We start from the raw sequence: 25,195 nt of genomic DNA, 5'->3' as shown, positions 1-25,195 counted from the left end.
GGCCGGATGGTCGGGGCTTTTTGTGGTAGAAGAGGACAGTCCTGAACTAGCTACAGCATGGGCGAGAACCAGTGGTTATGCACCAGTTCTATTTCGCTTTTCAGAAAACAAAAGCCCACTCTACGGGGGGTAAAGTGGGCTTTTTAAGGAATCTGTGGTCGCGCTAGGAATCGAACCTAGATCAAGAGCTTCGGAAACTCTTATACTATCCGTTGTACGACGCGACCAAATCGGAACCGATATGGGGCAAAAGTAGAGAGAAAAAGATGTGCGGCCAAACGCCTTGCCTATTTGAATTTGACTGGCCCGCTCGCTGCAATGGTAACCTTAACGTAGTCAGGGTAGTTAAACCTCTACTCCAACCACTGATTATTTTCCCATGAAAAAGACTCTGTATACGGCCGAGGCAACGGCCACCGGCGGCCGTAGCGGCCACGTACGTTCCGCTGATAGCATTATTGACCTGGATATGTCGGTGCCGGAAGGCCTGGGGGGTAAGAAAGGGGCCACCAACCCCGAGCAGCTGTTTGCGGCCGGCTACGCTTCCTGTTTTCAGCAGGCTCTGCTGGTGGTAGCTGGCAAAGCCAACGAGCGGCTCGATCCCGCCAGCACCGTGCAGTGCTCCGTGACCTTGTTTCAGGACGGGGAAGCTTACGGGCTGAGTGCCGTGCTGAACGTGGACCTGAAAGGCATGGACCCGCAGAAAGCCCAGGATTTCGTGAACAAAGCCCATCAAATCTGCCCGTACTCGGTCGGTACCCGCGGCAACATGGAAGTAGAGCTTCAGGTGGCCGGGCAGGCTGCCAACGTAACGCCCGCCAACGAGGAAGCTTCGGCTTAGCATACGCGGCTTAGCCGCATAAAAAAAGGCCGCTTCCCCAGCTGGGGAAGCGGCCTTTTTGCATCTGTGCTAGATTAGTTCAGAGCCGTGAGGGAAGGAACGGGCTGGTAAAAAGTGCTGATGGAGTGGGTGTAGCGCATCCGGTGGATGGGCGTGTCGTGCTGAAAAACGGTGGGGTTCTTGGCGCCCAGTGGTACCAGCATCAGGCCGCTGGGAGCCGTTTTCACACCAAAGCGCGTATCGAGCACCGTGTCGAAGTAGTAGAGGTAGTCGGCTACCCAGTTGAAATACGGGCGGGCCTTGGTGTTGGAGGAAGTAGCCACGCTTAGCCCGGGCGTCTTGTTGGCCAGCGCTGCCTGCAACTCCACGGCGTTGAGGGGAGTGTCGTTGAGCATAGGCACCACGTCCCACTGCCCGTCGACCATTACCCACTTCTGCTGGTCGCGCAGCCAGGCTTCGGCCACCGCGTGGCCCGCGCCCTCGCGCCGGGTTTCCACGTCGGCCGTTTTCAGAAACAGAGGCCGGGCCGGAATGCCCAGGGCCGTCAGCGTACCTACTACTACGATGCTGTATTCCACGCACTGAAACTGCTGGCCCATGTCGGCGTCGTGCAGAATGGACAGCGGATCGGCTTTTTTGGCCTCGCCGCGTCCGTCGTGCACCCAGCGGTTGTGCACCCAGGTGCAAACGGCCTGCACCTTGGCCAGATCCGTGTCTTTGCCCGCTACCACGTCTTCCAGGGCGTAGGAAGAGTAAAGCTTCATCAGATAGGGCTCGTCGGGCGTGCTACGCTGGAAAGAGTAGGTGGTCGGGTCGGGCGACTTGTCAAATTCCAGCGGCTTAAGCCGATTCTGGGCCGTGGCAACCTGCGACAGACTCAGCAGGCAAAACAGCGCGACGGTGACAGTTTTTGTAAAAGTTTGGAATCTCATAAGCCAGGAACGGTGCAACAGGTCGGAAAACAGCTCAGTTAAGCTCCGGTAAACGAAAAGGATGGAGCTTAGGTTGTGGTGGTAAAATTCAATAATATATGTTTATTAAACAATTTATATCGAATCACATAAACATGTCAGTGTTCATAAAAAGCGAAAAAAGCCTGTCCGGGACCGGACAGGCTTTTTTTAGGTTGGTCAGGCGGCCGTCGTTGCGGCTACCCGGTAACGCTCTAAACGCCCTGGGCAGCCAGCACTTCTTTCACGCGCTCCGCGGCATCCTTCAGCAGCACGGCCGAGTACACCTTCAGGCCCGACTCGTCGATGATGCGGGCGCCTTCCTCGGCGTTGGTACCCTGCAGACGCACGATGATGGGCACTTTGATGTCGCCGATGTTCTTGTAGGCTTCCACCACGCCATTGGCCACCCGGTCGCAGCGCACGATGCCGCCGAAAATGTTGATCAGGATGGCTTTCACGTTCGGATCCTTCAGGATAATGCGGAAACCAGCTTCTACGGTCTGGGCGTTGGCTCCACCCCCTACGTCGAGGAAGTTGGCCGGCTCGCCGCCCGAGAGCTTGATAATGTCCATGGTGGCCATGGCCAGGCCGGCGCCGTTCACCATGCAGCCCACGTTGCCGTCGAGCTTTACGTAGTTCAGGTTCGAGGCCGAAGCTTCCACTTCCAGCGGATCTTCCTCGTTCGTGTCGCGCAGCTCCACGAAATCCTTGTGGCGGTAGAGGGCGTTTTCGTCCAGGGTCACCTTGGCGTCAACGGCCAGGATCTTGTTGTCCGAGGTCTTCAGCACGGGGTTGATTTCGAACATGCTGGAGTCCGTCTCGTCGTAGGCCTTGTAAAGGGCCTGCACGAACTTCACCATTTCCTTCTGGGCCGGGCCGGTCAGGCCCAGGTTGAAGGCAATCTTGGCGGCCTGGAAGGGGCGCAGACCCACGCGCGGGTCAATGATTTCCTTGTGGATTTTCTCGGGATGGGCCTCGGCCACTTCCTCGATGTCCATGCCACCCTCGGTGGTATAGACGATGACGTTCTTGCCGGACGTGCGGTCCAGCAGTACGCTCATGTAGAATTCCTTGGTTTCCGACTCGCCGGGGTAGTACACGTCCTGGGCTACGAGCACCTTGTGCACCTTGCGGCCTTCGGCGCCGGTTTGCTTGGTCACGAGTTGCATGCCGATGATCTGGCCGGCAATGTCTTTTACCTGCTCCAGGTTTTTGGCGAGTTTCACCCCGCCCCCTTTGCCGCGGCCGCCGGCGTGAATCTGGGCCTTGATAACGTACCAGCTGGTGCCGGTTTCGGCGTTCAGCTTTTTGGCGGCTTCAACGGCCTCTTCGGCGGTGTCGGCCGTGATGCCTTCCTGCACGCGGACGCCGTAGCGCTTAAGAATTTCTTTACCCTGATACTCGTGAATGTTCATAGAGGGTCCAGTTCAGTGGGGGTTGACGGGTGATTCTAGGCCACGAAAGTAGGCAATAATCGGTGGGCACGGAAGCGCGGGCCGCGCATTGCTGCCCTAGCCCCCGGATTCAGCCCCGTTCGAGGCAGAGCCAAAGTCCCGGAAAAGTCGCGTCCAAAGCCCGGAAAGACATTTTTTAGCCCGCCAGGCCAGCGTGGCAAGGAGGCTGCCCGTCCGAACTCAGCGCCCATACCAGCTGGCCATAACCTGCTCGGCGGGCTTGTGCTGGGGCGTGAAGTCGGCGTGGCGGCGGGCCGGGCCGTCGGCTGCCAGGCCTGGGTACCACTTCCACACGAACAGGCCCTTAAACCAGGGCCGGGGCCAGAAGGTCTCGAACAGCGCGGCGTAGCAGGCGGCCTGGGTGGCTTCGTCAGTGGCGGGGACGGCGGCGGTGCGGTCGGGCCACTTCCAGGGTTCCACGGCGGCGTCCGGGGTGTTTTTGTAGCCGGCTTCGGTGAACACGACGGGCTTGCCAAACCGGCGCTGTACCCGCTCAATGGCCCGTAGGTGGGGCTGCCAGCCGGCCAGCAGCTCGGCTTTGGTGGGGCTGGCTTTCGAGCTGACCGGGAAGTAGGCCTGAATGCCGATAAAGTCCAGCGCGTCCCAGAACCGGATTTGCTCAAACTCCCCGCTCCAGTTGGCCGCATAGGTCAGCGGGCCGTGGTAGACCTGCCGTACCCGCCCGATCAGGGCCCGCCACTCGGCCTCGTGGCCCACGGTTTTTTCCAGCTCCGTCCCGATGCACAGGGCTTCGAGATGCTCCGATTCGGCCAGCTGGGCGTAGTGCACGATAAAGGCGGTGTAGCTGGCAAACCACGCCTGCCAGCCGGCGGCCGACTGCATCTCCACCGCCCCGGGCCAGGCGCCGTTGCCCCGGATCCAGAGGTGGGGTTTGAGCAGCGTCCGAATACCCAGCTGCCGGGCCTGCTGCGCCGTCTGGCTCAGGCCGTAGTCGCTTTCGCCCCAGTAGCCGTAGCGGCCGGGCCGCCGCTCGGTATGCAGCTGCACGCTGGGCTCAGCGGTGCCCGTTTGCCAGCCGAAGGGCGTTTGGGCAATCCAGGTGACGTGGTTGCGCACCAGGGCCGAGAAGTCGGTGGAGGCAGCGGAGTCGGCGGCCACCCAGCTCACGCCGCGAAAACGGCTGTCGGCCGCCCGTGCCACGGCCGAGCGGCTGGCGAAGGCCGGGGCAGGCCGGGGCAGTGTACGAACCCACCACGCCCAGGCGGCCACGCCGGCTACCACGGCCATGAGTAGCAGGGAAGCCCGGCCCCGCCCGCTGCGCAGCAGGAAGGTAGCGGCATACGGCGGGCTGATTTTTCCGGGTTCTGGTACGAGCATAAAAGGCAATTGCGGCGGCCGTTTGGGGTTTCTGCACCATTCCGCGGCCAGGGTAAAGCGGGGAAAACTACTGAATTTGGGCAGGAAACCCGACAACGGCCGACATTGCGTAGATTTGTTTCGTAAGACCAGCTCATTCAATCCCGTTTCCCCTTGCTGCAGGCCATCAACGTTCGTAAAAAGTATAACACGCTGGAAGTGCTTAAGGGCATCGACCTGACGATTGAGAAGTCGGAAATCGTTTCCATCGTCGGCTCCTCGGGCGCGGGTAAAAGCACGCTGCTGCACATTCTGGGCACGCTCGATAACCCTGATTCGGGCGAAGTGCTGTTCGACGGCACCTCGGTCAGCTCCCTGGGGCGGGCCAACCTGGCCAAGTTTCGCAACCGCCACATCGGCTTCATCTTCCAGTTTCACAACCTGCTGCCCGAGTTTACGGCCCTCGAAAATGTGTGCCTGCCGGCCTACCTGGCAGGCCGCTCGGAAAAGGAAACCCGGGTGCGGGCCCGCGAATTGCTCGGCATGCTGAACCTGGAGCGCCGCGCCGACCACAAGCCCTCGGAAATGAGCGGGGGGGAGCAGCAGCGCACGGCCGTAGCCCGGGCCCTGATCAACTCGCCCGAAATCATCTTCGCCGACGAGCCCAGCGGCAACCTTGACTCCCAGAACGCCCAGGAGCTGCACCAGATCTTCTTTCTGCTGCGCAAGGAGCTGGGGCAGACCTTCGTCATCGTGACCCACAACGACCAGCTGGCCGAAATGGCCGACCGTACCATCACCATGAAGGATGGCCTGATTTCGGAGCTGTAAACCACCTGAACCCTGAAAAGCCCCGCCGGAGCCCCCAGCGGGGCTTTTTGCGTTTGGGCTCGGCTGGCTCAGTGGCGGAAACAGAATCTTTCCTTCGGATTTTGTCGTAGTAAAAAGCTGACATACAATGGATAGTGAAGCTAAAAAGCCAATAAAATTAGGCTGGCTAAAATGGTTGGAAAAATAGTTTATAAGTCATTGGTAATCAGGGTTAAAATTTTGTAATTTTTTGCACGAAATGGCAGGCTTCTTGGTTTGCTATATAGAACAACAGAACGTAACCGGACACTTATGGAAACCGCCATGAACGAAGCCATCAAAACCCCCAAAAACCAAGTAAACAAAACCAAAATCGAGAGCTACGACATCTCGCGCTCCGATGAGACGTTGCACTTGGCCACGGATCTGGCCAAGTTCATCAAGGAAAACAAGCTCACCACGAACGTGCAGGGCAAGGAGTTTGTGAACGTGGAAGGCTGGCAGTACGCTGGCTCGCGCCTGGGCATTGTGCCCATCGTCGACCACGTTATCAACGTCTCCACCGACACGGAACTGAAATACCAGGCCAAGGTCACGCTGTTTGACCTGCGCTCGGGTCACACGGTAGGCGCTGGCTTTGCCATCTGCTCCAACAAGGAGCAGGGCAAGAAATTCTACCAGGAGTTTGCCATCATGAGCATGGCCCAGACCCGCGCCATCGGCAAGGCGTATCGTAACATCCTGGCCTGGATCATCCGGGCTGCGGGCTACGAGCCTACGCCCGCCGAGGAGATGGAGTACGGCGGCAACCAGCCCGATGCGAAGGGGGGTGAAGCCACTCCAGCTCCACAGGTAGTGGCCGCCCCCGCGGTAGCCGCCGCCATGAAGGCTGTGCCGGCTGAGCCCGCCGTCGTGGCTGAAGCTCCTGCCGCCGTAGCCTACGCCTCGGCCGGGCAGAAAGAGGAAATTATCCGGCTGCTCAACCACCCGGTGATTACCCGCCAGGAAAAGACCAAGATGCTGCTCAACATCAACCGTCTGGACGAAGAGCGCGCTACGCAGGCCATTGCCAAGCTCCGCAAGGCCATCGATGACCGTGAGAATGGCGAGTCGGCCGCTGCCTAAGCGGTAGCCTGCAGCCAATATCGAAAGCCCGGTGCCGGATGGTGCCGGGCTTTTTCATGCCCATACCAGCCTGGTTAAAAGAGCAAAGCCACTTTCCGCTGGTGTGGGCCGGACTATGGCCGTTGAAAAGCGCTGACCGGGCAAGGTTCTTCGCCATGCCCAGGATGACAGCCGGAGAGGAAGCGAATGGCGGCGGAACGCTTCGGTTTCCCGCGCGGCGGCGCTACCTTCGTAGTTCGCATTTCTCTCCCCGCTGCCCGTGTCCCTGCCCACCGACGATATTCTGCTGGTTCTGAAGGAAAACTGGGGGCATTCCGCCTTCCGGCCCCTGCAGGAAGACATCATCCGCTCGGTGCTGGCTGGGCAGGACACGCTGGCCCTGCTGCCGACCGGTGGGGGCAAGTCCGTTTGCTTTCAGGTGCCCGCCCTGGCCCGGCCGGGATTGTGCCTGGTGGTGTCGCCGCTGATTGCCTTGATGAAGGACCAGGTGGAAAACCTGCGCAAGCGCGGTATTAAGGCCGAAGCCGTGTTTTCGGGGATGAGCCACCAGGAAATCGACCAGACCCTCGACAACTGCGTGTACGGGCCGGTGAAGTTCCTGTACGTGAGCCCCGAGCGGCTGCTGACCGACATGTTCCGGGCCCGGGTGGGGCGCATGAAAGTGAGTCTGCTGGCCGTCGACGAGGCGCACTGCCTTTCCCAGTGGGGCTACGATTTCCGCCCGCCTTACCTGCAAATTGCCGCTCTGCGGGAGCTGCTGCCCGGCGTGCCCGTCATTGCCCTCACCGCCACGGCCACCGAGCACGTGAAGCTTGATATTGTGGAAAAGCTGCAGTTCCGGCCCGGCAGCCGGGTTTTTCAGCAGAGCTTTGCCCGCCCCAATCTGTCGTATTCGGCCCTGGCCACGGAGGACAAGCTGCGCCGCCTGCTGGAGGTGGTGCGCGGCGTGGGCGCCGACAAAACCAGCATCGTGTATGCCCGCACCCGGCGGCAAACCGAGGATACGGCGGCCTATTTGCAGCAAAGCGGGGTGAAGGCCGCTGCCTACCACGCCGGGCTGCCCGCCGACCAGCGCGCCCGTACCCAGCAGGACTGGATGGAAAACCGCGTCCGCTGCATTGTGGCCACCAACGCTTTCGGGATGGGCATCGACAAGCCCGACGTGCGGCTGGTGGTGCACCTCGAAGCGCCCGACAGCCTGGAAGCCTACTACCAGGAAGCCGGTCGGGCCGGGCGCGACGAGAAATACGCCTTTGCCGTGCTGCTCCAGGGCCCCAACGATGCCGACGAGCTGCGTCGCCGCACCCAGCAGGCCTACCCGCCCCTCGACACCGTGCGGCGCGTGTACCAGGCGCTGGCCAACTTCTCGCGCACGGCCGTGGGTGGGGGCGAGCTAGTGGCCTTCGACTTCGACATTCAGCACTTCGCCGAAACCTACCGCATCAAGGCCCTGGACGCCCACAACAGCCTGCGGACTCTGGCCCGGGAAGGCTTTGTGCAGCTCAATGAGGCCGTAAACACGCCGGCCAAAGTCCACATTCCCATCGACCACCACGACCTGTACCGGTTTCAGGTGGCCAACGCCCAGCACGACCAGCTTATCAAAAGTCTGCTGCGCTTCAACGGGGGGGAGCTGTTTAGTGGCTTTCAGCGCATTTCCGAAAACAGCCTGGCTCAGCACCTGAAGTTGAGCGTGCTCGACGTGCGCAAAACCCTGCTGTTTCTGCACCGCTCGGGCATCATTCAGTACCAGCCCCGGCACGAGTCGCCCCAGGCGCTGTTTACCACCCCGCGCTTCGACGCCGACAAGCTGCCCCTGGACCAGAAGCGCCTGCTCCGGGCCCGCGACCTGGCCTTGGAAAAAACCGAGTCGGTGGTTCACTACGCCGACGGGGGGCGCTGCCGCCAGCAGTTGCTACTCGAATACTTCGGGGAGCTGGACGCCGCGCCTTGCAAGGTCTGCGACTTCTGCTTGGCCGAGAAGAAAGCCCGCCAAGCTCCCGCGCCCACCACCGACCTGCGCCAGCAGCTCCTGACGATGCTCAAAGCCCAGCCCCAAACGCCCCGGGAAATCCTCACCCACTTCGCACCCGGCCAAGCCACTGCCGTAACCGAGCAACTGCGGGAACTGGTTGAAATGGGCCAGCTGCAGTACGCGCCGGATGGGCGGCTGGGGTAGAAAAGGCGAAAGAATATGTGGACTGATTTGCGAATTGAGATAGAGAAGATCAAAGCGGAGCTGCTCATTCCGGAGACTGCCTTCCGTGCTCTGAAACTGAATGAGTGGCAAGGCTTGGAGGAAAAGATATACCAGCAATTTTGCCATTTGAACCATCCGACAGCCCGCCCCACCTGGATGTGGACGCGCTTCAAACTGGACACCGCTTGGCTGCCTTACGCTGAACATTACCCAGCAGAATACTTATCGAAGCTGGTAGAAGCCGATGAACATGTCTGGATTCTGCTTAACGAAACGGTTAATGAGCATGGCAAATTCTGGTTTTACGAAGGACTAATAGGCGCTGCCCAACAAATTATTGCCGAGTCCAGCTACATCGATGAGGTGCTGGTCGTTTCGAAAAAGCTGAAATGGCTTCTGTGCATAACTCACCACGACGATTTAGGGGCAACTGGAGAAAAGATGCCGGATAAGCTGCGGCAGCTGAATATCCGCTAACAGGATACTGAGCTGCAAAAAAGCCGCCCCGGCTACTCCCGAAACCAGGAGCAGCCGGGGCGGCTTACTATGGCACGCGGCTGAAATTACTTCTTCAGCATTTTCAGCAGCTCTTCGGCGGCCGGCTCGGAGGAGGCCGGGTTCTGGCCCGTAATCAGGTGGTCGGCCTTCACCACGTAGGGTGCCCAGTCGGGGCCCTTCGAGTAGTCGCCGCCGTTCTGCTTCAGCATATCTTCCACCAGGAAGGGCACCACGTTGGTCAGCTGCACGGCTTCTTCCTCGGTGTTGGTGAAGCCCGCTACCGACTTGCCTTTCACCAGGGGTTCCCCGTTGGCGGCCTTTACGTGGCGCAGCACGCCGGGCGCGTGGCAGACGGCCGCTACGGGCTTGCCGGCGGCGTAGAAGTTCTCAATCAGTTCAATCGACTTCTGGTTCTCGGCCAGGTCCCAGAGCGGGCCGTGGCCGCCGGGGTAGAAAACGGCGTCGTAGTCAGCTGCCTTCACCGAATCCAGCTTCACGGTACTGGCCAGGGCTTTTTGAGCGTCGGCGTCGGCCTTGAACCGCTTGGTGGCGTCGGTCTGGGCGCTGGGGTCGTCGCTCTTGGGGTCGAGGGGCGGCTGGCCGCCGACGGGGGAAGCCAGCGTCAGGCTAGCGCCGGCATCCTTGAAAACGTAGTAAGGAGCGGCAAATTCTTCCAGCCAGAAGCCGGTTTTGTGGCCCGTGTTGCCCAGCTGATCGTGGGAGGTCAAAACCATCAGGATGTTCATGGTAGGGGTATTAGAAGGAATGGAAAAGGAAAAGAGCGGGACGGGTTACTGCCCCGCCACGGGTAGCAGTTTGTAGAACGACGTGTGGCGTTCGGCCAGCAGGGGCACAATCTGGCCCAGCACCAGGTCCTGGAAGTGGGGGGCGGCGCGGTGGGCAATCTGGGCGGCCTGGTCAGCGTACTGCTCGTAGATGAAGAAGCGTCCGGGCTCGTCGGCCGACTCGTGGGCAATGTAGAGCAGGTTGCCGGGCTCGTGCTGGCGCACGGCGGCGGCAGCTTCGATGAGCAGGCGGCGCACCGTGTCGATATGCTCGGGCTGCACCCGCCACTCGGCCGCGACGCAGTAAATTTCAGCTTGATTAGCCATGTCCGGAATAGAATTTAGGATGGGAAGAAAGGCAGTTAAGCCACTTTCACGATGGCCTTGCCGGTGTTTTCGCCCTTGAATAAGCCCAAGAACGCGGCCGGAATCTGGTCGAAGCCCTCGGTGATGGTTTCCTCGCCCTGCAGCTTGCCCTGGACGTACCATTCGGTGAGCTGCTTGACACCCTCGGGCCAGCGGCTCAGGTAGTCGTTCACGATGAACCCCTGCAGGCGGGTGCTGGTTTTGAGCAGCTTGCCTTCCGGCCGCGGGCCCACGGGCGTTTCGGTGGCGTTGTAGGTCGAAATCTGGCCGCAGAGCGTAATGCGGGCGTGCTTGTTGAGCAGGTCGTACACCGCGTCGGTGATGGCGCCGCCCACGTTGTCGAAGTAGCAGTCAACGCCCTGGGGAGCCGCCGCGGCCAGGGCCGCGGGCAGGTCGGCGGTCTTGTAGTTGATGGCCTCATCGAAGCCCAGCTGCTTGAGGTAAGCCACTTTTTCGTCGGAGCCGGCCGTGCCGATAACCCGGGCTCCCTGGATTTTGGCCAGCTGCCCCACAATCATGCCCACGGCCCCCGCCGCCCCGGACACAACCACCGTTTCGCCGGGCTTGGGCTGGCAGATGTCGAGCAAACCGAAGTAGGCCGTCAGACCGGGCATGCCGAGCAGGCCCAGAAAGTAGCTGAGCGGCGCCTGGTCGGCCGGCACCGGGTTGAGCCCCTGGCCGTCGGAGAGAATGTACTGCTGCCAGGGCAGGTTGCCGACCACCACTTGCCCCACCGGCAAAGCCGGATTCTGGCTTTCAACTACCTCCGCTACCACGCCGCCGGCAATGGGCTGACCCACCTCGTAGGGTGCCACGTACGACTTGGCGGCACTCATGCGTCCCCGCATGTAGGGGTCGACGGAAACGTAGCGCGTTTTGAGCAGCACCTGCCCGGCTGCGGGGGCCGGCAGCTCCTGGCTGTCGAACTGGAACTGGGCGGCGGTGGGCAGACCGGCGGGGCGGCTGGCCAGCAGAATGCGTTGGGTATTCATAGCGGTAGGAAGTGGGGAGGGAGGAAAAAAAGCGTCCTGCGGGGTGAAAGTATCCGGGCCCCGGGGCGCCAGATTCTTCCGCCCCGCAGGACGACAAGTGAACGGTAACTACGCGTTGGTAGTCGTGTTCAGGTTGACTTCAATGTTGCCGCGGGTAGCGCGGGAGTAAGGGCAGATGCCGTGGGCGGCCTGCACCAGCTCCTCAGCCTGCTGCTGCGCCACGCCGGGAATGTTCACGTGCAGGTCGGCGGAAATGCCGTAGCCGCCGTCTTCGGCCTGGCCAAAGCCAATGAGAGCTTCCACCGTCACGCCGTCGAGTTTCACCTTGGCTTGGCGGGCAGCTACGCCCAGGGCACCCTCGAAGCAGGAAGCGTAGGCGGCGGCAAAGAGCTGCTCGGGGTTGGTGGTGTTGGGCCGGCCGGGGCCACCCATTTCCTTGGGCGTGCTCAGGCCCAGGTTCAGCACTTGGTCGTTGGAGGTGATTTGGCCGTCGCGGCCACCTTTGGCTTTGGCCTGGGCGGTGAAGACTTTGGTGATTTTCATTGGTAAAAAAGAAAAAGGGAAGGGAAAGAATAGCCTGCCTGAATCAGGAAAGCCGGGTTAATAACGTTTGGAGCTGGAGGCGCAGGGCCTCAAATTCGGCGGGCGCCAAGCCCATTTTGTCGAGCAGCTGGTGGGGAACCTGGCAGGCCTGCTGCTGCAGTGCCCGCCCCGCGGGCAGCAGCGTGATGATGACGGACCGTTCGTCGCGCGGGTCGCGGCGGCGGCTAAGCCACTGCTTTTGCTCCATGCGCTTGAGCAGGGGCGTGAGCGTGCCCGAGTCGAGCAGCAGCTTTTCGCCCAGTTCCTTTACCGTCAGGTTCTCGTGCTCCCAAAGGGCCAGCAGCACGAGGTACTGCGGGTAGGTCAGGTCCAGGGTTTGCAGGTAGGGCTGGTACGCCTTGGTCAGCAGCCGCGACACGGCGTAGATGGGAAAGCAAAGCTGGTTTTCCAGCTTTTGCCACTCATTGTCAGCCGAAAAGGAAGTCTGTTCGCTCATAGGTTTCAACTAGATAAACTAGAATGGTTGCGCAATGTTTGATTGTGTGCAATTAAAATTGATGAATGATGCCAATTGATTGATTATTAGGGGTAATAAATTCAGAAAAAATAAAAAAAGCGTCGGTGCCTTACCCGAGGGCAAGGCACCGACGCCGTGAAAAAGCAATCCGGGCGGGCTAGGCCTGCTGGTAGCCCTGGAAGCCGCCGAGCAAGTTGCGCACGTTTTTAAAGCCGTGCTGTACCAGAAAGGCTTTGGCCGATGCTGAGCGGCCGCCGCCCTTGCAGTGGACTACAATCTCCTGGTCTTTGAGGGCTTCGAGCTCATCGAGCTTGTCGGGCAGCGTGCCCAACGGAATGTTCTGGCTGCCTTCGATGCGGCCTTCCTCATTTTCCCAGGTTTCGCGCACGTCGATGATGGTGGGGGCGTTGCCGGCGCTCTGGCGCTGTTTGAGTTCAGTGGAAGTGATGTCGGTCATGGTACGGTAAGGCAAAGAAAAAGGGGTGGGTGAACGATAGGCCACGGCTACGCCGCGGCTGCAACAATAGACAATTCCGGTTACATCCGTGGGCCGCGCCGGCTACCGGGCCAGCACCAGCCGTTTGGTGACGGTGGCGCCGGTGGGCAGCACCAGCTGCACCAGGTACACGCCAGCGGGCAGGTGGCCCAGACTCAGCTCGGCCTGGCCCAGCTGCCCGGCGGGCTGGGTCCAGACGGGCCGGCCCAGGGCGTCGAGTACGGTGGCGCGGGCAAACTGGCCCTGCACCTGCACCAGGCCCGAGCTGGGATTGGGATACAAGGTAAAACCGGCGGCTACGGCCGCGTCCGCCGCGGTGGCCGTGACGGTGTTGTTGGTCATCACGGCCCGCATCATGATGGAGCCAGCCGGAGTTTTGCCCGAGCTGAAGGCATCGGTGGAGTAGTTCTGCCAGGTGCCGGTTTCGTTGGCAAAGAAGTAGTTTTCCGGGGGCGCGTTGTTCAGGTCCAGGCCCATGGGCGCGTACTGCCCGCCGAGCGGCCCCCGGCTGTAGCCCACGAAAAAGGTGCCGCTGACTGCCACCGGCGTGGGGAAGATGATTTCCACGAAGCTCTGCCCGGCCGGCAGCGCGGCCGGAATGGTAAAGCTCTGGCTGGCCTTGGGCGAGTCGGTGGGGCGCAGGCCGGCGCCCGAGCCCTGGCTGTCCCAGACGTGGGCCGTGATAAGGCGGCCGGCCGCGTCGGGCAGCACGGGGTAGATACGCAGGCTGCGCACCTGGTCGTTGGCATTCAGATCGTAGCGGAAGGCGTAGTAGTGGGGCGGTCCGCTCACGAAGGGAAAAAAGTCGATAGAGCCCTCGGGTGTGCCGTCGTCGTAGGCGTAGTAATTTTTGAGTTCGGTCACCCGCGAAATCGTGTCGTTGGGTACCGTCAGCGGGTCGGCCCCCGCCAGCCGGGCCAGGGTGATGGAGTGGCGAATGACCTTGTCCTGGGGCGTAACGGGAATCGGGGAGTTGCGCACGTTGCCGGTCAGGGGCATCTGGCGGGCGTAGGCCCCCACGGCCTGGTTGCCGGTCTGGAACGTGGCCACGGGGCCGGCGGGCAGAATTTGGAGCGTGCCGCGCCAGTCAATCGGAATAGGCTGGGGACCAATGTCGAGATTGTTGACCGTGGTCGACGTCTGGTCGTTGAGCTCGTTGCTGGGCGTAGGATTGGCGTTGTACTGCCACACGGGCATGGCCGTGTAGCGTTTGAGCAGGCTTTTCAGCGGGGCGCTGGTGGCCACGTCGCGGTAGGAGGAGTCGGCGGCGGAGCGGTTGCGGTCCAGCTTCACGTAGTCCACGCCCCAACTGTCGTTGCCGTTGACGTTGGTCTGGTAGCCGGAGGTGTGGAAGCGAAACTGGAAGGTGCCGTGCAGGTAGCGGGCCTGGTCCACGGCGAGTAGCTTCTGCCGGAAATCGGTGCGCTTGCCCTGGCTGCGCAGAATCCAGACCTGCTGCCAGCGGTTGTTGTTGTCCTTGAACTCGACCGAAAGAAAGACCGGGCGGGAGCCGCTGTTAGTCGAGGGCTGGGAGTAAATGTTGCCGACTTGGTAAAAAAAGCTCAGAAACACCCGGTCAGCGGCCGTCAGGGAGCTTAGGTCGATGGGCTGGGAGGTGAGCGTGTCGGTGTCGCTGTAAAACGAGCCGTAGGGCTGACCCCGCCCGTTGAGGCCGTCGAACGAAGCCACGCCCCGGGAAGGCGGGGCTAGGGCAAAGCGGTTGTTGATGAGCACGCCCCCGCCGGCAGTCCAGTGCTCCAGGTTGGGCGGACCTTCGCGCTGGATCGAAAAGTCGTCGAAAAACGGCAGACTCAGGGCGGCCGCGCGCTGGGCGGGCCGGGCCTGGGCTTCCAGGGCGGCGGCCCGGCCCGGGTCGGCCGGCAGGGGTTGCACGAGCTGAGCTTGGCTGGTCAGGGGCAGCAGGCCACAAAGAAGCAGCAGGGAGGTAAGTAACGATTTCGGGCGGGTCATAGACGGCAGTTTACGCAAGTCCAACGAGGAGGGCAACGGGAAAATTTCGTGTTTAACACAAGTACGCCGCAAAACCGGGGCCCGGAAAGCCGACTGCCGGCCAAAACCCCAGGGAGGCTTTGGCCGGCAGGCAGTTTTCGGGAGGCAGGTGCGGCGTTAGTCGACGGCCTTCAAGGGGGCTTTGCCCGCAATCCAGAGGTCGACGAGCTGGCCCATGCGGATGGTGGCGCCGGGGGCGGCCACGGGCCGCTGCTTCACCACGGTGCCTTCTTCCTGGCCTTCCTCGGCATCCTGGTAGAAGACCTCACCCACTTGCAGGTGCTGGCCCACGAGCAGGGTAGCGGCCTCATCCTGGGGCATGTTCACCACATTGGGCACCGGGAATTCCTGGTTGCCCAGGCCGTCGGCTACTTCCAGGTCCACGCGGGTGCCTTTGGCAATGGGGGCGCCGGGCGCAATGTCCTTGCCGCCCACGAGCTGGCGCAGCACCTGGTTCTGACGCACGTCGGGCACCTTGCGGATGTCGCCCACAATCAAATCGTAGCTGCTCAGAATCATCTGAGCGTTTTTCTCGGAGCCGTCCACCAGCTTGGGCATCTTGATGATGGGCGGGTTCTTCATGCTCACCGACACGTAGATCTTGCGGTCTTCCTTCACCCGCTCGCCGGGGGCGGGGTCCTGGGTGAGCACCTGCCCGGGCCGGATCTTGGGGTTGTAGCTGCTGTCGTCGACGAAGTAGCGCAGGTTGCGCTCGTCGAGATAATCTTCCAGGGCCTCCTGCTGCATACCGGTCACCTTGGGTACCACGATGGTTTCGCCGTGGTTGGTGGTCATGGGCAGGTACACGAAGAAGAAGCCAAACACCAGGGCCGCCCCGATGGCGGCAATCACCAGCAGGTGCTTGACGAGGTCGGCGGGCGTGTCGGATTTAAGAAAGGACATGTAGGAGAGCTTAGACAGGTAGAGCTGAGAGCTGAGACTCCGCTTTGGAAAGGTGGTAAGGAGCCTGCTTCGGAAAGCAGGGCGGGAACAAATCTAAGCTCTAAGCTCTGACATCTCGGTTCTGCGCTTGCCAAATTCCAGAATCCGGTCGATGAAGTCGTAGGGCGTGTAGCCGTTGAGGGCCGTCTGGTGAAAGATGCAGGTGGCGGGCGTCATGCCGGGCAGGGAGTTGACCTCGATGATGATGACCTCCACGGCGCCCGTTTCGCGCACCCGCACGAAGGCGTCGATGCGGGCGTAACCCTGGATGTTGAGCACCTCCGCCACGCGCTTAAGCTCGGCCTTTACCTCGTCGGAGATGCGCTGGCGCTCGGCGGGCTCGGGGGCGTAGCGGGCGGGGGTGATGTTCTGCCCTTCGCCGGCCAGAAACTTCTCTTCCAGGCTCAGCACCTCACCGGTAGCCAGGGCTTCGGAGGCCTCGAAAACCTCAATGGCCAAGCTGCCGTCGGTTTGCCAGTGGGTCAGCAGCCCGCCCGTCACTTCCAGGAAATGCTTGGCCCCGTCGCGGGAAATCAGGGTTTCGACCAGGAAGGCGTCCTTCTGCGGGAATTCCTCCTTGAAGCCCAGGTGCAGCACGGTGGCGGGCTCGGGCAGCAAGTCTTCCTGCTGGCGGAAAATGAGCTGGCTGAAGGCTTCGAGTTCCGCCCGGTTCTTGATTTTCTTCACCGCTGAGGAGCAGCCGTCGTCGGCGGGCTTGGCAATGAAGGGGTAAGGGAACTGGGTTTCCAGGCTGCGGTAGAAGCTTTCGGCGTCGGCGGCCCACTCCAGGCGGCTGGCCATGCGGTGTTCGGCCACGCGCAGGCCGGCCTCGCGCAGGCGGCGGTTCGTTTCAAACTTGTTGATGGTGATGCTGCTGCTTTCCACGCCCGAGCCGTTGTAGGGCAGGCCCAGCTTTTCGAGCTGCTGCTGCAAAGCACCGTCTTCGCCGGGGCGGCCGTGCAGGGCAATAAACACCTCATCGACCTCGTGGGCCAACTCCTCAAAGCTGATGCGGCGGGGCTGGGCGGTGGGCTGCCCGGCGTAGGTGCTGGTAATGGCGTCGGCCTCGCGGCGAATGCGCTCCAGCACCGGGTGCAGGCCGTGCCCGGCCTCGGCGTGCTCAATCTTTTCCCGAATGTCGTCGGCGTTGTCCTTGAGCATCACGTTGATGGGCAGCACGTAGAGGCGGAATTCCTCGCTGCTGCCGGTCAGAAACACCGGCACGGGCTCGTACTTGATGCTCGAGCTGAGCTTCTCGTAGATGTTGCGGCCGCTTTCCACCGAAATGTGGCGCTCCGACGAATAGCCCCCCATAATGACGGCGACCTTGGTGCGCTCCTGCTCGTGCTGGCGGCGCGAGGCCACGGCCCCGTCGAGCTGGCGCAGCAGGCGGCCCAACACCACGGGCTTCATGCCCCCGCGCCGGCGGGCGGCCAGGGACGTGCGAATCAGGTAGGTCAGGAACTGGGACGGATTGAGCCCGATTTCGGCGGCCTGGTGGAAGAAGAACGAGGCCGGCAGCATGCCCGAGGTGGTGTTCGGGTCATTGAGGAAAATCCGGCTTGGGGTCGGGGCCGGGGTCGGCGGGTAGTAGGGCGGCAGCGTCGGCAGGGCTGGCTCGGCGTCGACAGCGTCCGCCGGCGGGGTGCCTTCCACCAGAAAGCCGTCGAGGCGGGCGTAGACCTGGAAGCCGAAGGTGCGGAACATTTCCTCGCAGGCCTCGCGGATGCGCTGAATTTCGGCTTCGGGCAGGTCGATGGGCGTGACTTTGCGGGCCAGCCCGGGCAGGTACTTCGAGCGGTAATCAAACATTTCCTCGCCCTTCACAATCTCGGTCGGGGGCAGGGCCAGCGGGTTGCCGGCGGGGTCTTCCACTACGATGCAGCTGAACTCTCGGCCCGCCACGAACGACTCGACCAGCACCTGAGCCTCGCCGTCGACGTTGGTCAGCAGCACGGCGTCGGCCGTTTGCAGGCGCTCGGTGAGCTGGGTGAGCAGGGCCTCGGGGTGGTAGATGATGGTCGTATCGTCGGCGTCGAGGATGACGGGCAGGCCGATACCCTCGCGGATGTCGGTCAGGTGCTGCACCCAGGCAATGCGGTCCTGGGCGCCCAGGCGGCTCCACTCGTCACGGGTCACGGTTTTGCGAAACAGGCTGCGCTCCACGGCCCGGAAAAACTGGTCGGCGTCGGCTTCACGCAAAATGCTGATACCGATGCTGGAGCCCTGGCGCGGGGCCTTGAACACCAGCGGCAAGCCCAGCTCCCGGGTCAGGTAGCCCAGCAGCGCGGCGCGGTCGGTGGTGTCCCACTCCTCGGCCGTGATGGTGCGAAACGCGGGCGTGGGCTGGTGCAGGGCCGTGAGCAGCTTTTTCTGGGCAATCTTATCAATGCCAAAGGCCGAGGGCAGCAGGCCTGAGCCCGAGTACGGAATGCCGTACCACTCGAGCAGACCCTGGATGGCGCCGTCTTCGCCCTGGGGCCCGTGCAATGCCAGAAAGGCAAAGTCCATCAGCCCAGCCAGCTCGTGGGGCAGCACGCGCCGGCCGACTTCACCGATGATGCGGTCCTGCTCCTCCGCGCTCAGCTCGCCCAGGCTTTCCAGGTACACCTGCACCTTGAGCTCGGAAGCGGGCAAGGCCGACACGGGCGGGTAAAAGTCGCGGATGGTGCCCTTGTAGATATAGTGCCAGTCGAGCAGGATGAAGTTGCCCCGGCTGTCGACGAAGATCGGGACGGCCTCGAACAAGGCCTTATCCAAGTTGTCGTACACGGTGCGGCCACCCGCGAAACTGATTTCCCGCTCACGCGACGGGCCGCCGAAGAAGATGCCTATTTTCATAACTACGACAAAGGTACGGGGTAAAACAGAATGGAGGGAACTATGCTTTTCGAGACCGAATGACGGCCTGCTGCGGGGCCCGGCCGGGCGCGGGCGTCTTGCTTTAGGGCGCAAATCTGCCGAACTACGCGCCGCCGAGCCGTATAAGGCTTACTTCACCCCATTCCTTTCCCATGAAAACACTGGACCAGTACAACTTCGCCGGCAAGCGCGCCGTGGTGCGCGTCGACTTCAACGTGCCGCTCGACGCCGACCTGCGCATCACCGACGACACGCGCATCCGCATGGCCACGCCCACCATCAAGAAAATCCTGGCCGACGGCGGCTCGGTGGTGCTGCTCTCGCACATGGGCCGGCCCAAGGGCGGCCCCGACAAGAAAAACTCGCTGCGCAACATCGTGGCGCGCCTGCAACAGGAGTACGGAACGGAAGTGAAGTTTGCCGACGACGTTATCGGGGCCGAGGCGGCCCAGCTCGCGGCTGGTCTGCGTCCCGGCGAGATTCTGCTGCTCGACAACCTGCGCTTTCACCCCGAGGAGGAAAAAGGGGACGCTGCCTTTGCCGAGAAGCTCAGCCAGCTCGGCGACGTGTACGTGAACGACGCCTTTGGCGCCGCCCACCGCCGCCACGCTTCCACGGCGGTCATGGCCCAGTATTTCACCCCCGAAAACCGGGTGGCCGGCCAGCTCATGCAAAGCGAGCTGGACAACGCCCACCGGGTGCTCACCAACGCCGAGCGGCCCTTCACGGCCATCATGGGCGGAGCCAAGATTTCGGACAAGATTGAGCTCATCGAGCAGCTGCTCGACAAGGTCGACTACCTGATTATCGGTGGCGGCATGTCCTACACGTTCTCGGTGGCCGAGGGCGGCAGCATCGGCAACTCCCTGCTCGAAGCCGACAAAATTGACCTGGCTACCAGCCTGCTGGAAAAGGCCAAGGCCAAGGGCGTGCAGCTCGTGCTGCCCGGCGACTCGGTTATTGCCAACAAGTTTGCCAACGATGCCGACATCGACGTGGCCGCCAACCACCACATTCCCGACGGCTGGATGGGCCTCGACATCGGGCCGGAGTCGCGCGAAATCTTTGCCGACATCATCCGCCGTTCCAAAACCATCCTCTGGAACGGGCCGATGGGCGTGTTTGAAATGAGTAACTTCTCAGTGGGCACCGAGTTTGTGGCCCGCGCCATTGCTGAAGCCACCGCCAACGGCGCCTTCAGCCTCATCGGCGGCGGCGACTCGGCCGCGGCCGTCACCCAGCTCGGCTTCTCCGACCAGGTCAGCTACATCAGCACCGGCGGCGGCGCCCTGCTCGAGTACATGGAAGGCAAGGAGCTGCCCGGCGTGGCCGCCCTGGAAGGCCGCTAACAGCGTAGCAGCGCACATTACGCTTCAAAAAAGCCCCGTGGTCTGAAATGGCCGCGGGGCTTTTTTACTTTTGAATTGCCACGAGCTAACCCGTGGACAACAGGGCTAATTCACGTAGGGCATTTCCAGCGTCAGGCCCAGGCTGGTGAGCTGGGCGTCGGCTACTTGTCCCGTGAGGCGGGTCGTCAGGGCCCGGGCCTCGGCTTCCGATACCACGTTGAGCTGCCGTAGCCAGAGCAGGCGCTGCACCTGGGGCTCAATGAGGCCCAGCGGATTGATGGCGGCGTAGTGCTCGCGCAGGTAGGCCTTGCAGTGGTGGTCGAGGGCGTTGGCAAAGGCCGTCAGCTCCTCGCGGGAACGGCGGCGGTCGGGCAGACTGACGGTGGCCCGGGCCGTGCGCAGGCTCACCCGGCGCCACCACGTGTGCGGGCCCAGTAGGTAGCCGCCCACCAGCACCGCGGCGCCCGCCGCCCAGCTCCAGCCCGTTGCCGACAAGCCGCCCGGCTGCTGGGCCGCGTGCGCCAACGACGCCAGCAAGAGCCACAGCACCACGAAGGGTAGGTTTTTCAGGGCCGGAGCCAGGTCGGTCCGTTCGAGGCGCACGGGTAGCACTTCTTCGTAGGGCATTTCAAACTCCAGCACCGTACGGCCCCCGCGGGTGCTCTGGCGCACGTGCAGGCCGTGGGGCCCCAGCGCCAGCCGGGTGATGCGCGTAAGCTGGCGTTGTTCGAAGTGCATGAGCGGTGACGGGAGGAAAGCGAGTAAGCCGGTCTAGCCGAAGGGGGAAGGCGAGAAGCAGAGCACAAAAATAACCAGCATTATCCAGCCCAGCACCTTCCGGCCCGGACTCAGGGGCCGCTCATCGGGCGCCGGCGGGTGAAAAATGCCCGTGATGCGGCCCAGCAGCAGTCCAAACGCCAGCCAGCCCGGGTTGCCCTCGATACCGGGCACGGCCTGGGCTACGGCCAACTGGGCGGCAAATACACCCAGCGCCAGCAGCAGCCCGCGGCGGGGCGTGGGCAGGGCCCGCCGGAATACCAGAAACAGGTAGAGCAAATAAGGCGCACCCCAGTACAGCCAGGTGTCAAGGGAACTGTGGATAGTAAACAGCCCGAGCCCGGCGTAGAAGATAAACCCGATGAACAGCGCCACCGACAGCCGGTTGAAGCGCCGAAAGCCGAGCAGACCGTAGAGAATGTGGCCGCCGTCGAGCTGGCCAATGGGCAGCAGGTTAAGGGCCGTAAAAAACAACGCCAGCGCCCCGGCCAGCAGCACCGGGTAGTGCATCAGCTCGTTGGGGTGGGGCAGGCGGGCGGGGTCGGCAAACGTCGTTTCCAGCAGGCGGTAGAGCAGGGGCCGGCCCAGAGTCATGCCTTCCCCGGCCCGGTAGGCGTGGCGGGCGTAGTCGGCCCCGTACACTTGATACTCAGGGTGAATCCGGAACACGTACTCCAGCGGGTCGGGCAGATGGGTAAAGCCGTAAATCAGCACCGGTACGGCCACCAGGAACCCCGCCAGCGGCCCGGCCAGCCCGATATCGAAGAACTCCTTGCGGGAGAATATCCGGTCCTTAATCCGAATCACGGCCCCAAACGTGCCGATGGTGTTGAAAAAGCCGGTGAAAAACGGAATGTAGAAGGGCAGCGTGGCCCGCACCCGGTAGTGGCGGGCGGTGAAATAGTGCCCAAACTCGTGGACGGTCAGCACCCCCAGAAAGGGCAGCGAAAACCACAGCCCGCCCAGAATTTCGGGCTTGGTAAGCGTGGTGGTCAGGCCCCAAAAGCCGTCCGCTGCCGGTCCGAAAAACGTCTTGCCCGTCATCCACTCCGCCCCGGCCAGGGTGGTGGTGGCGAGCGTGAGCAAAAACAGCAGCAGGTGCAGGGCGTACGTACGCCAGCGCGGGGAAGCAGGCTGTTCGTCGGGGCCGAAGTCCGGCGCCCCGGGCGCGGCCGCGTCGGCGGAAGTTACGGGGGCGTCGGCGTCAGGAAAAGGAAGCAGGGGGGAAGGCACGGATGGCGGCGGGAAGGGCGGCAGTGAGGGTGAGCGGCGGGGCCAGAAACAGCGTGTGCAGCCCCAGGCGGCGGGCCGTTTCGATGTGCTGAAAACTGTCCTCGATGAAAAGAGTTTCGGCCGCTTCCCAGTTCATTTCGCGCAGGGCGTGCGCAAATATCTCGTCGCCGGGCTTGCGCAGGCCCACCTGCTGGGAGTAGAACACCCGGTCGAGGCAGTCGGCAATGCCGTGCTGCAAGCCGTACTGGGTGCGCAGCCGCCGGTTGATTTCCTCGATGTGAATCTGGTTGGTGTTGCTGAGTAGGGCCGTCTGGTGGCCCTGGGCGCGCAACTCGGCAATAAAGGCCAGCCGCTCGGCCGGCACGTCGAGCAGCATGGCGTTCCAGGCCGCGTCGAGCTGCGCGTCGGTAGCTTCCAGGTTGTAGTGTTGGCGCAGCCCGGTCCGGAACTCATCGGGCGTCAGGCGCCCGGTTTCCAGGTGGTCAAATAGCTCGGACTGGCTTTGCTGGTTGAATTCAATGGTGCTGCCGGCCCGGCTCAGGGTGCGCATGGCGTCCACCGTCAGCTGGTAGTCGATGTTGATAATGACGCCCCCGAAATCGAAGAGCAGGTTGGGCTTTTTACCAGACATAAGGAACGCTAAGGGAGAATGGGCCGGCGCAAGTATAGCCCCAAACGGGCTTCCGGCGGACTGGAATTGGAAATCCGGCCGCAAACTTCGAAGTTTGCGCTGCCGAAACCAACTACCGGAGGTTTTGAGCGGGGCCTATAGCTCAATCGGTTAGAGCAGCTGACTCATAATCAGCAGGTCACTGGTTCGATTCCAGTTGGGCCCACCTGAAATGCCGTTATATATATCTGATTTTAAGATATATATAACGGCATTTTTGTTGTGAAACGAATGAAGGCGTAAGAAGTAAGATTTGCCCAGCCTCTGGCCCTTGCTTAGTTGTGTGAAGGTGGTTTTACCTCACTTGTAGACATTTCTTCTAGAATACTACCTGGCCCGCCGGGCACTCCAACGACCTGAGCATCGGCCGTGTGAAAGTGGTGATGCTCGCCGCTGCCTCTGATAGTCCCGATATAGCCTGCCCAACACCACACCCGCAAAGCGCAGCGCCGAGCCTTGGCTGAATGCTGGAAAAACCCGCCGCCGGGTGAGCGGATGAAGTACCAAACGGGCTGAGCACCTCTGCCGAAGCGCCACCGAGCAGTGCGCGTTAGTGCAGTTGCACTCCACGAATGAAAGTGCGGCGGATGTTGCAGGAGTGTTATTCCGCCACTTCGTGGTAGCTGCGGGCGTTTTCCTGGCCCGAGCCGCTGCAAAGCAGATGAGGGTAGGTGAGGCGAGGAATGGAGCAAATGCGGCTGACAATCAGCCAACTATTTACGGTAAGTATCGGCAACAGGCGTATGTTTACCAGCGCGGCGGCCACGCGGGCAGTCGGTGAACTTCCATATTTTCAATTTTTTATGACAGATCAACCTACTGCCCCCAACAACCCGTCTGCTGACGGGCCGGACCACGACCAGGATATGTTGCAGTGGACCAAGCTGGGTTCGCCCGGCGGGGGCGTGCAGATAGTTTCTTCGGGGGGCACTTGTCTGAACGGCGGCAACCCCAATGTGCTGGGGCTGGACAACAAGGGCAGCTTGTGGAGCTGCTGGCGCAATGGCAGTGCCTGGCAGTGGACCAGCCTGGGCCAGCCCGCGGGCGTGCCCATGACGAACTGCATGGGCACGGTTGACATCGACGGCGCTACTGTGGTGCAGACGCTCGATGGCCAGGGCAACCTGTGGTCGTGTTGGCTATCCAACGACGTTAAGCAGTGGGCCATTGTGGGGCCGCCGCCCACCACCGCCCGGCTGCTGCGCAGCGCTGGAACGGTGGCGAGCAACGGCGGCGCTGCTGTGTACATTCTCGACGAAAAGAGCATCCTTTGGCAGTGTACCTACGCCAATGGCTGGCAATGGGCCAACTTGGGCCAGCCGGCCGGGGGGGATAGGGGATTGGAGCCGGTAGGGGCCGTGGCCATGCCGGCCGGCAACACCGTCTTCGTGCTGGATGTTCAGGGCATCCTGTGGGCCTGCTCCCTCCAACAGGGCCAACCGGTCTGGAGCACATTGAGCCAGCCCAGCGGCTTACAGGTGGGGGAGTCGGCCGGGGCAATACTGGTGAACGGTCGAGCCAACGTATTCGCGCTGGACCCCAAGGGCAATCTGTGGAGCTGCGTGCAAAACGCTGCCGCCTGGCAGTGGACCAACCTGGGCCAGCCCGCGGGCACGATGCTGACCCTGTCGCTGGGGCCATTGGATTTTCTGGGGGATTTGTACGTCTTTCTGCAAGACAGCAAAGGCACCTTGTGGTTTTGCAAGCCCAGTACCAGCTGGCGTTGGGCCAGTGTAGGCCAGCCGGGCAGCGGAGGCTTGTCTGTGTCGATGGGCACGCTCAATGCAGGCAGTGATGATGCGTATGTGTTTGGGCTCGACTACACGGGCACCCTGTGGAGCTGCGGCTAGACCCGCACGGTATGTACAGCGCCCGTTGGCTACCTGCGCATAGGTAGCCAACGGGCGCTGTTGATGTTAACGCACGGCCTGCCCCGCCAATCCTAACCCCTGCCCCGCTGCATAGTTGGCCGCCAGCGGCTCAAGGCCGCTATTACCGCGAAAGCTTGTCGCCAAAAGTCACAATGCTACTTTATAAGCTGTACCGCTTGGTAGTTATCCTCTGACTGCCAGTCAACCAGCAGATGGCGCGGGTCGAGGGCGGCTCGGGCGGGCGGGCCAGGTACCGTTACTACTATCGTTTGCGGACCGGATTTGAGCAGGTGCTTTTGCCGGTAAAGCAACTTGCCGAACTCCTGCCCGGCCGCGGCGGGACCAAAGACGCCAACTTCCACCCAGTCCTGGAGCGGCAGCTGCGTTTCGGCGCCGAGGCTATCCACCACCAGCTTCCGGGCCCGCAGCGTGAGCGTCACCTGCCAGCGGCCCCGCTGACCTTGTCTGGCCGTAGCAGTTTCCGTGGCCAGGTCCCAGAACATATTGGCCGCAAACAGGTCGTGCAGCAAGGGGCGGAGTGAGTCCGGGGTGGCCGTCTGGAGCTCCCGATAGAGGTCGAGGGA

At 62.2% G+C, this 25,195-nt stretch carries 22 protein-coding genes, 2 tRNA genes and 1 pseudogene; 8 read left to right on the top strand and 17 right to left on the bottom strand.

The features are described from left to right. Positions 1 to 155: 155 nt before the first annotated feature. Positions 156 to 227, bottom strand: a tRNA-Arg gene (locus EWM57_RS10320). 152 nt (positions 228 to 379) lie between these two features. On the opposite strand from EWM57_RS10320, the gene EWM57_RS10315 reads away from it, so the two are divergent. Next, positions 380 to 841: an organic hydroperoxide resistance protein gene (locus EWM57_RS10315; protein ID WP_129921063.1), complete on the top strand. Its 462-nt coding sequence runs from the start codon at positions 380 to 382 to the stop codon at positions 839 to 841. A 74-nt stretch (positions 842 to 915) separates the two neighbouring features. On the opposite strand, the gene EWM57_RS10310 is transcribed toward EWM57_RS10315, so the two are convergent. The 3 genes from EWM57_RS10310 to EWM57_RS10300 form a co-directional block, all read right to left on the bottom strand. Beyond that, positions 916 to 1,773 carry a transglutaminase-like domain-containing protein gene (locus EWM57_RS10310; protein ID WP_129921062.1) on the bottom strand — a complete coding sequence of 286 codons (858 nt, stop codon included), beginning with the start codon at positions 1,771 to 1,773 and terminating at the stop codon, positions 916 to 918. A gap of 233 nt (positions 1,774 to 2,006) precedes the next feature. Continuing rightward, entirely contained in the window at positions 2,007 to 3,209 is a 1,203-nt protein-coding gene (gene sucC, locus EWM57_RS10305) for an ADP-forming succinate--CoA ligase subunit beta (RefSeq protein WP_129921061.1), read from the bottom strand. Between the two features lie 219 nt (positions 3,210 to 3,428). Next, positions 3,429 to 4,586 (bottom strand): glycoside hydrolase family 113, encoded by a 1,158-nt coding sequence (locus tag EWM57_RS10300; RefSeq protein ID WP_129921060.1) that lies wholly within the window; start codon positions 4,584 to 4,586, stop codon positions 3,429 to 3,431. 153 nt (positions 4,587 to 4,739) lie between these two features. Here EWM57_RS10300 and EWM57_RS10295 point away from each other — a divergent pair, with 153 nt between their 5' ends. The 4 genes from EWM57_RS10295 (at position 4,740) to EWM57_RS10280 (ending at position 9,177) form a co-directional block, all read left to right on the top strand. After that, positions 4,740 to 5,396: an ABC transporter ATP-binding protein gene (locus tag EWM57_RS10295; RefSeq protein WP_129921059.1), complete on the top strand. Its 657-nt coding sequence runs from the start codon at positions 4,740 to 4,742 to the stop codon at positions 5,394 to 5,396. 291 nt (positions 5,397 to 5,687) lie between these two features. Further along, complete coding sequence (locus tag EWM57_RS10290; RefSeq protein WP_242510039.1) at positions 5,688 to 6,500, top strand: hypothetical protein; 813 nt, start codon at positions 5,688 to 5,690, stop codon at positions 6,498 to 6,500. A gap of 259 nt (positions 6,501 to 6,759) precedes the next feature. Further along, positions 6,760 to 8,679, top strand: a complete 1,920-nt coding sequence (locus EWM57_RS10285) for a RecQ family ATP-dependent DNA helicase (protein ID WP_242510038.1) — start codon at positions 6,760 to 6,762, stop codon at positions 8,677 to 8,679. Positions 8,680 to 8,694: 15 nt separating this feature from the next. Beyond that, positions 8,695 to 9,177, top strand: coding sequence for a DUF6756 family protein (locus EWM57_RS10280; RefSeq protein ID WP_129921057.1), 483 nt, complete (start codon positions 8,695 to 8,697; stop codon positions 9,175 to 9,177). Positions 9,178 to 9,263: 86 nt separating this feature from the next. On the opposite strand, the gene EWM57_RS10275 is transcribed toward EWM57_RS10280, so the two are convergent. The 9 genes from EWM57_RS10275 to EWM57_RS10235 form a co-directional block, all read right to left on the bottom strand. Further along, positions 9,264 to 9,944 (bottom strand): type 1 glutamine amidotransferase domain-containing protein, encoded by a 681-nt coding sequence (locus EWM57_RS10275; RefSeq protein WP_129921056.1) that lies wholly within the window; start codon positions 9,942 to 9,944, stop codon positions 9,264 to 9,266. 45 nt (positions 9,945 to 9,989) lie between these two features. Further along, positions 9,990 to 10,310 (bottom strand): putative quinol monooxygenase, encoded by a 321-nt coding sequence (locus tag EWM57_RS10270; RefSeq protein ID WP_129921055.1) that lies wholly within the window; start codon positions 10,308 to 10,310, stop codon positions 9,990 to 9,992. 35 nt (positions 10,311 to 10,345) lie between these two features. After that, positions 10,346 to 11,341, bottom strand: coding sequence for an NADP-dependent oxidoreductase (locus EWM57_RS10265; protein WP_129921054.1), 996 nt, complete (start codon positions 11,339 to 11,341; stop codon positions 10,346 to 10,348). A 108-nt stretch (positions 11,342 to 11,449) separates the two neighbouring features. Beyond that, positions 11,450 to 11,884 carry an organic hydroperoxide resistance protein gene (locus EWM57_RS10260; RefSeq protein WP_207218295.1) on the bottom strand — a complete coding sequence of 145 codons (435 nt, stop codon included), beginning with the start codon at positions 11,882 to 11,884 and terminating at the stop codon, positions 11,450 to 11,452. Between the two features lie 43 nt (positions 11,885 to 11,927). Beyond that, on the bottom strand, positions 11,928 to 12,380 hold the full coding sequence (locus EWM57_RS10255; RefSeq protein ID WP_129921053.1) for a MarR family winged helix-turn-helix transcriptional regulator: 453 nt from the start codon (positions 12,378 to 12,380) through the stop codon (positions 11,928 to 11,930). A gap of 178 nt (positions 12,381 to 12,558) precedes the next feature. After that, positions 12,559 to 12,858: a rhodanese-like domain-containing protein gene (locus EWM57_RS10250; protein ID WP_129921052.1), complete on the bottom strand. Its 300-nt coding sequence runs from the start codon at positions 12,856 to 12,858 to the stop codon at positions 12,559 to 12,561. A 102-nt stretch (positions 12,859 to 12,960) separates the two neighbouring features. Continuing rightward, positions 12,961 to 14,868, bottom strand: a complete 1,908-nt coding sequence (locus EWM57_RS10245; protein ID WP_129921051.1) for a T9SS type A sorting domain-containing protein — start codon at positions 14,866 to 14,868, stop codon at positions 12,961 to 12,963. 156 nt (positions 14,869 to 15,024) lie between these two features. Continuing rightward, positions 15,025 to 15,810 carry a PASTA domain-containing protein gene (locus EWM57_RS10240; RefSeq protein WP_129921050.1) on the bottom strand — a complete coding sequence of 262 codons (786 nt, stop codon included), beginning with the start codon at positions 15,808 to 15,810 and terminating at the stop codon, positions 15,025 to 15,027. Between the two features lie 93 nt (positions 15,811 to 15,903). Further along, the gene (locus EWM57_RS10235; protein WP_129921049.1) at positions 15,904 to 18,690 is read right to left on the bottom strand and encodes a D-alanine--D-alanine ligase family protein; all 2,787 of its coding nucleotides are present in this window, start codon (positions 18,688 to 18,690) and stop codon (positions 15,904 to 15,906) included. 173 nt (positions 18,691 to 18,863) lie between these two features. On the opposite strand from EWM57_RS10235, the gene EWM57_RS10230 reads away from it, so the two are divergent. Further along, on the top strand, positions 18,864 to 20,060 hold the full coding sequence (locus EWM57_RS10230) for a phosphoglycerate kinase (RefSeq protein ID WP_129921048.1): 1,197 nt from the start codon (positions 18,864 to 18,866) through the stop codon (positions 20,058 to 20,060). Between the two features lie 105 nt (positions 20,061 to 20,165). On the opposite strand, the gene EWM57_RS10225 is transcribed toward EWM57_RS10230, so the two are convergent. From EWM57_RS10225 to EWM57_RS10215, 3 genes are read right to left on the bottom strand one after another with little or no spacing between them, the layout of a single operon-like run. After that, positions 20,166 to 20,798, bottom strand: a complete 633-nt coding sequence (locus EWM57_RS10225; protein WP_129921047.1) for a hypothetical protein — start codon at positions 20,796 to 20,798, stop codon at positions 20,166 to 20,168. Positions 20,799 to 20,831: 33 nt separating this feature from the next. Beyond that, complete coding sequence (locus tag EWM57_RS10220; protein WP_242510037.1) at positions 20,832 to 22,070, bottom strand: site-2 protease family protein; 1,239 nt, start codon at positions 22,068 to 22,070, stop codon at positions 20,832 to 20,834. Then, positions 22,042 to 22,701 carry an HAD family hydrolase gene (locus EWM57_RS10215; protein ID WP_129921046.1) on the bottom strand — a complete coding sequence of 220 codons (660 nt, stop codon included), beginning with the start codon at positions 22,699 to 22,701 and terminating at the stop codon, positions 22,042 to 22,044. Before EWM57_RS10215 ends, EWM57_RS10220 begins: the two co-directional genes overlap by 29 nt. A 131-nt stretch (positions 22,702 to 22,832) precedes the next feature. Between EWM57_RS10215 and EWM57_RS10210 the strand changes: the two genes are divergently transcribed. Then, positions 22,833 to 22,906, top strand: a tRNA-Ile gene (locus EWM57_RS10210). A gap of 637 nt (positions 22,907 to 23,543) precedes the next feature. Then, entirely contained in the window at positions 23,544 to 24,590 is a 1,047-nt protein-coding gene (locus EWM57_RS10205) for a PQQ-binding-like beta-propeller repeat protein (RefSeq protein ID WP_129921045.1), read from the top strand. Positions 24,591 to 24,766: 176 nt separating this feature from the next. On the opposite strand, the pseudogene EWM57_RS21145 reads toward EWM57_RS10205, so the two are convergent. After that, positions 24,767 to 25,195: pseudogene (locus EWM57_RS21145) on the bottom strand (ABC transporter permease); the annotation flags it as partial.

Origin of the sequence: Hymenobacter persicinus (assembly GCF_004167665.1) — a bacterium.
Lineage (GTDB): Bacteria > Bacteroidota > Bacteroidia > Cytophagales > Hymenobacteraceae > Hymenobacter > Hymenobacter persicinus.
Note: the sequence above shows the minus strand (reverse complement) of the source record. Positions and strands in the feature narration are given on the sequence as shown.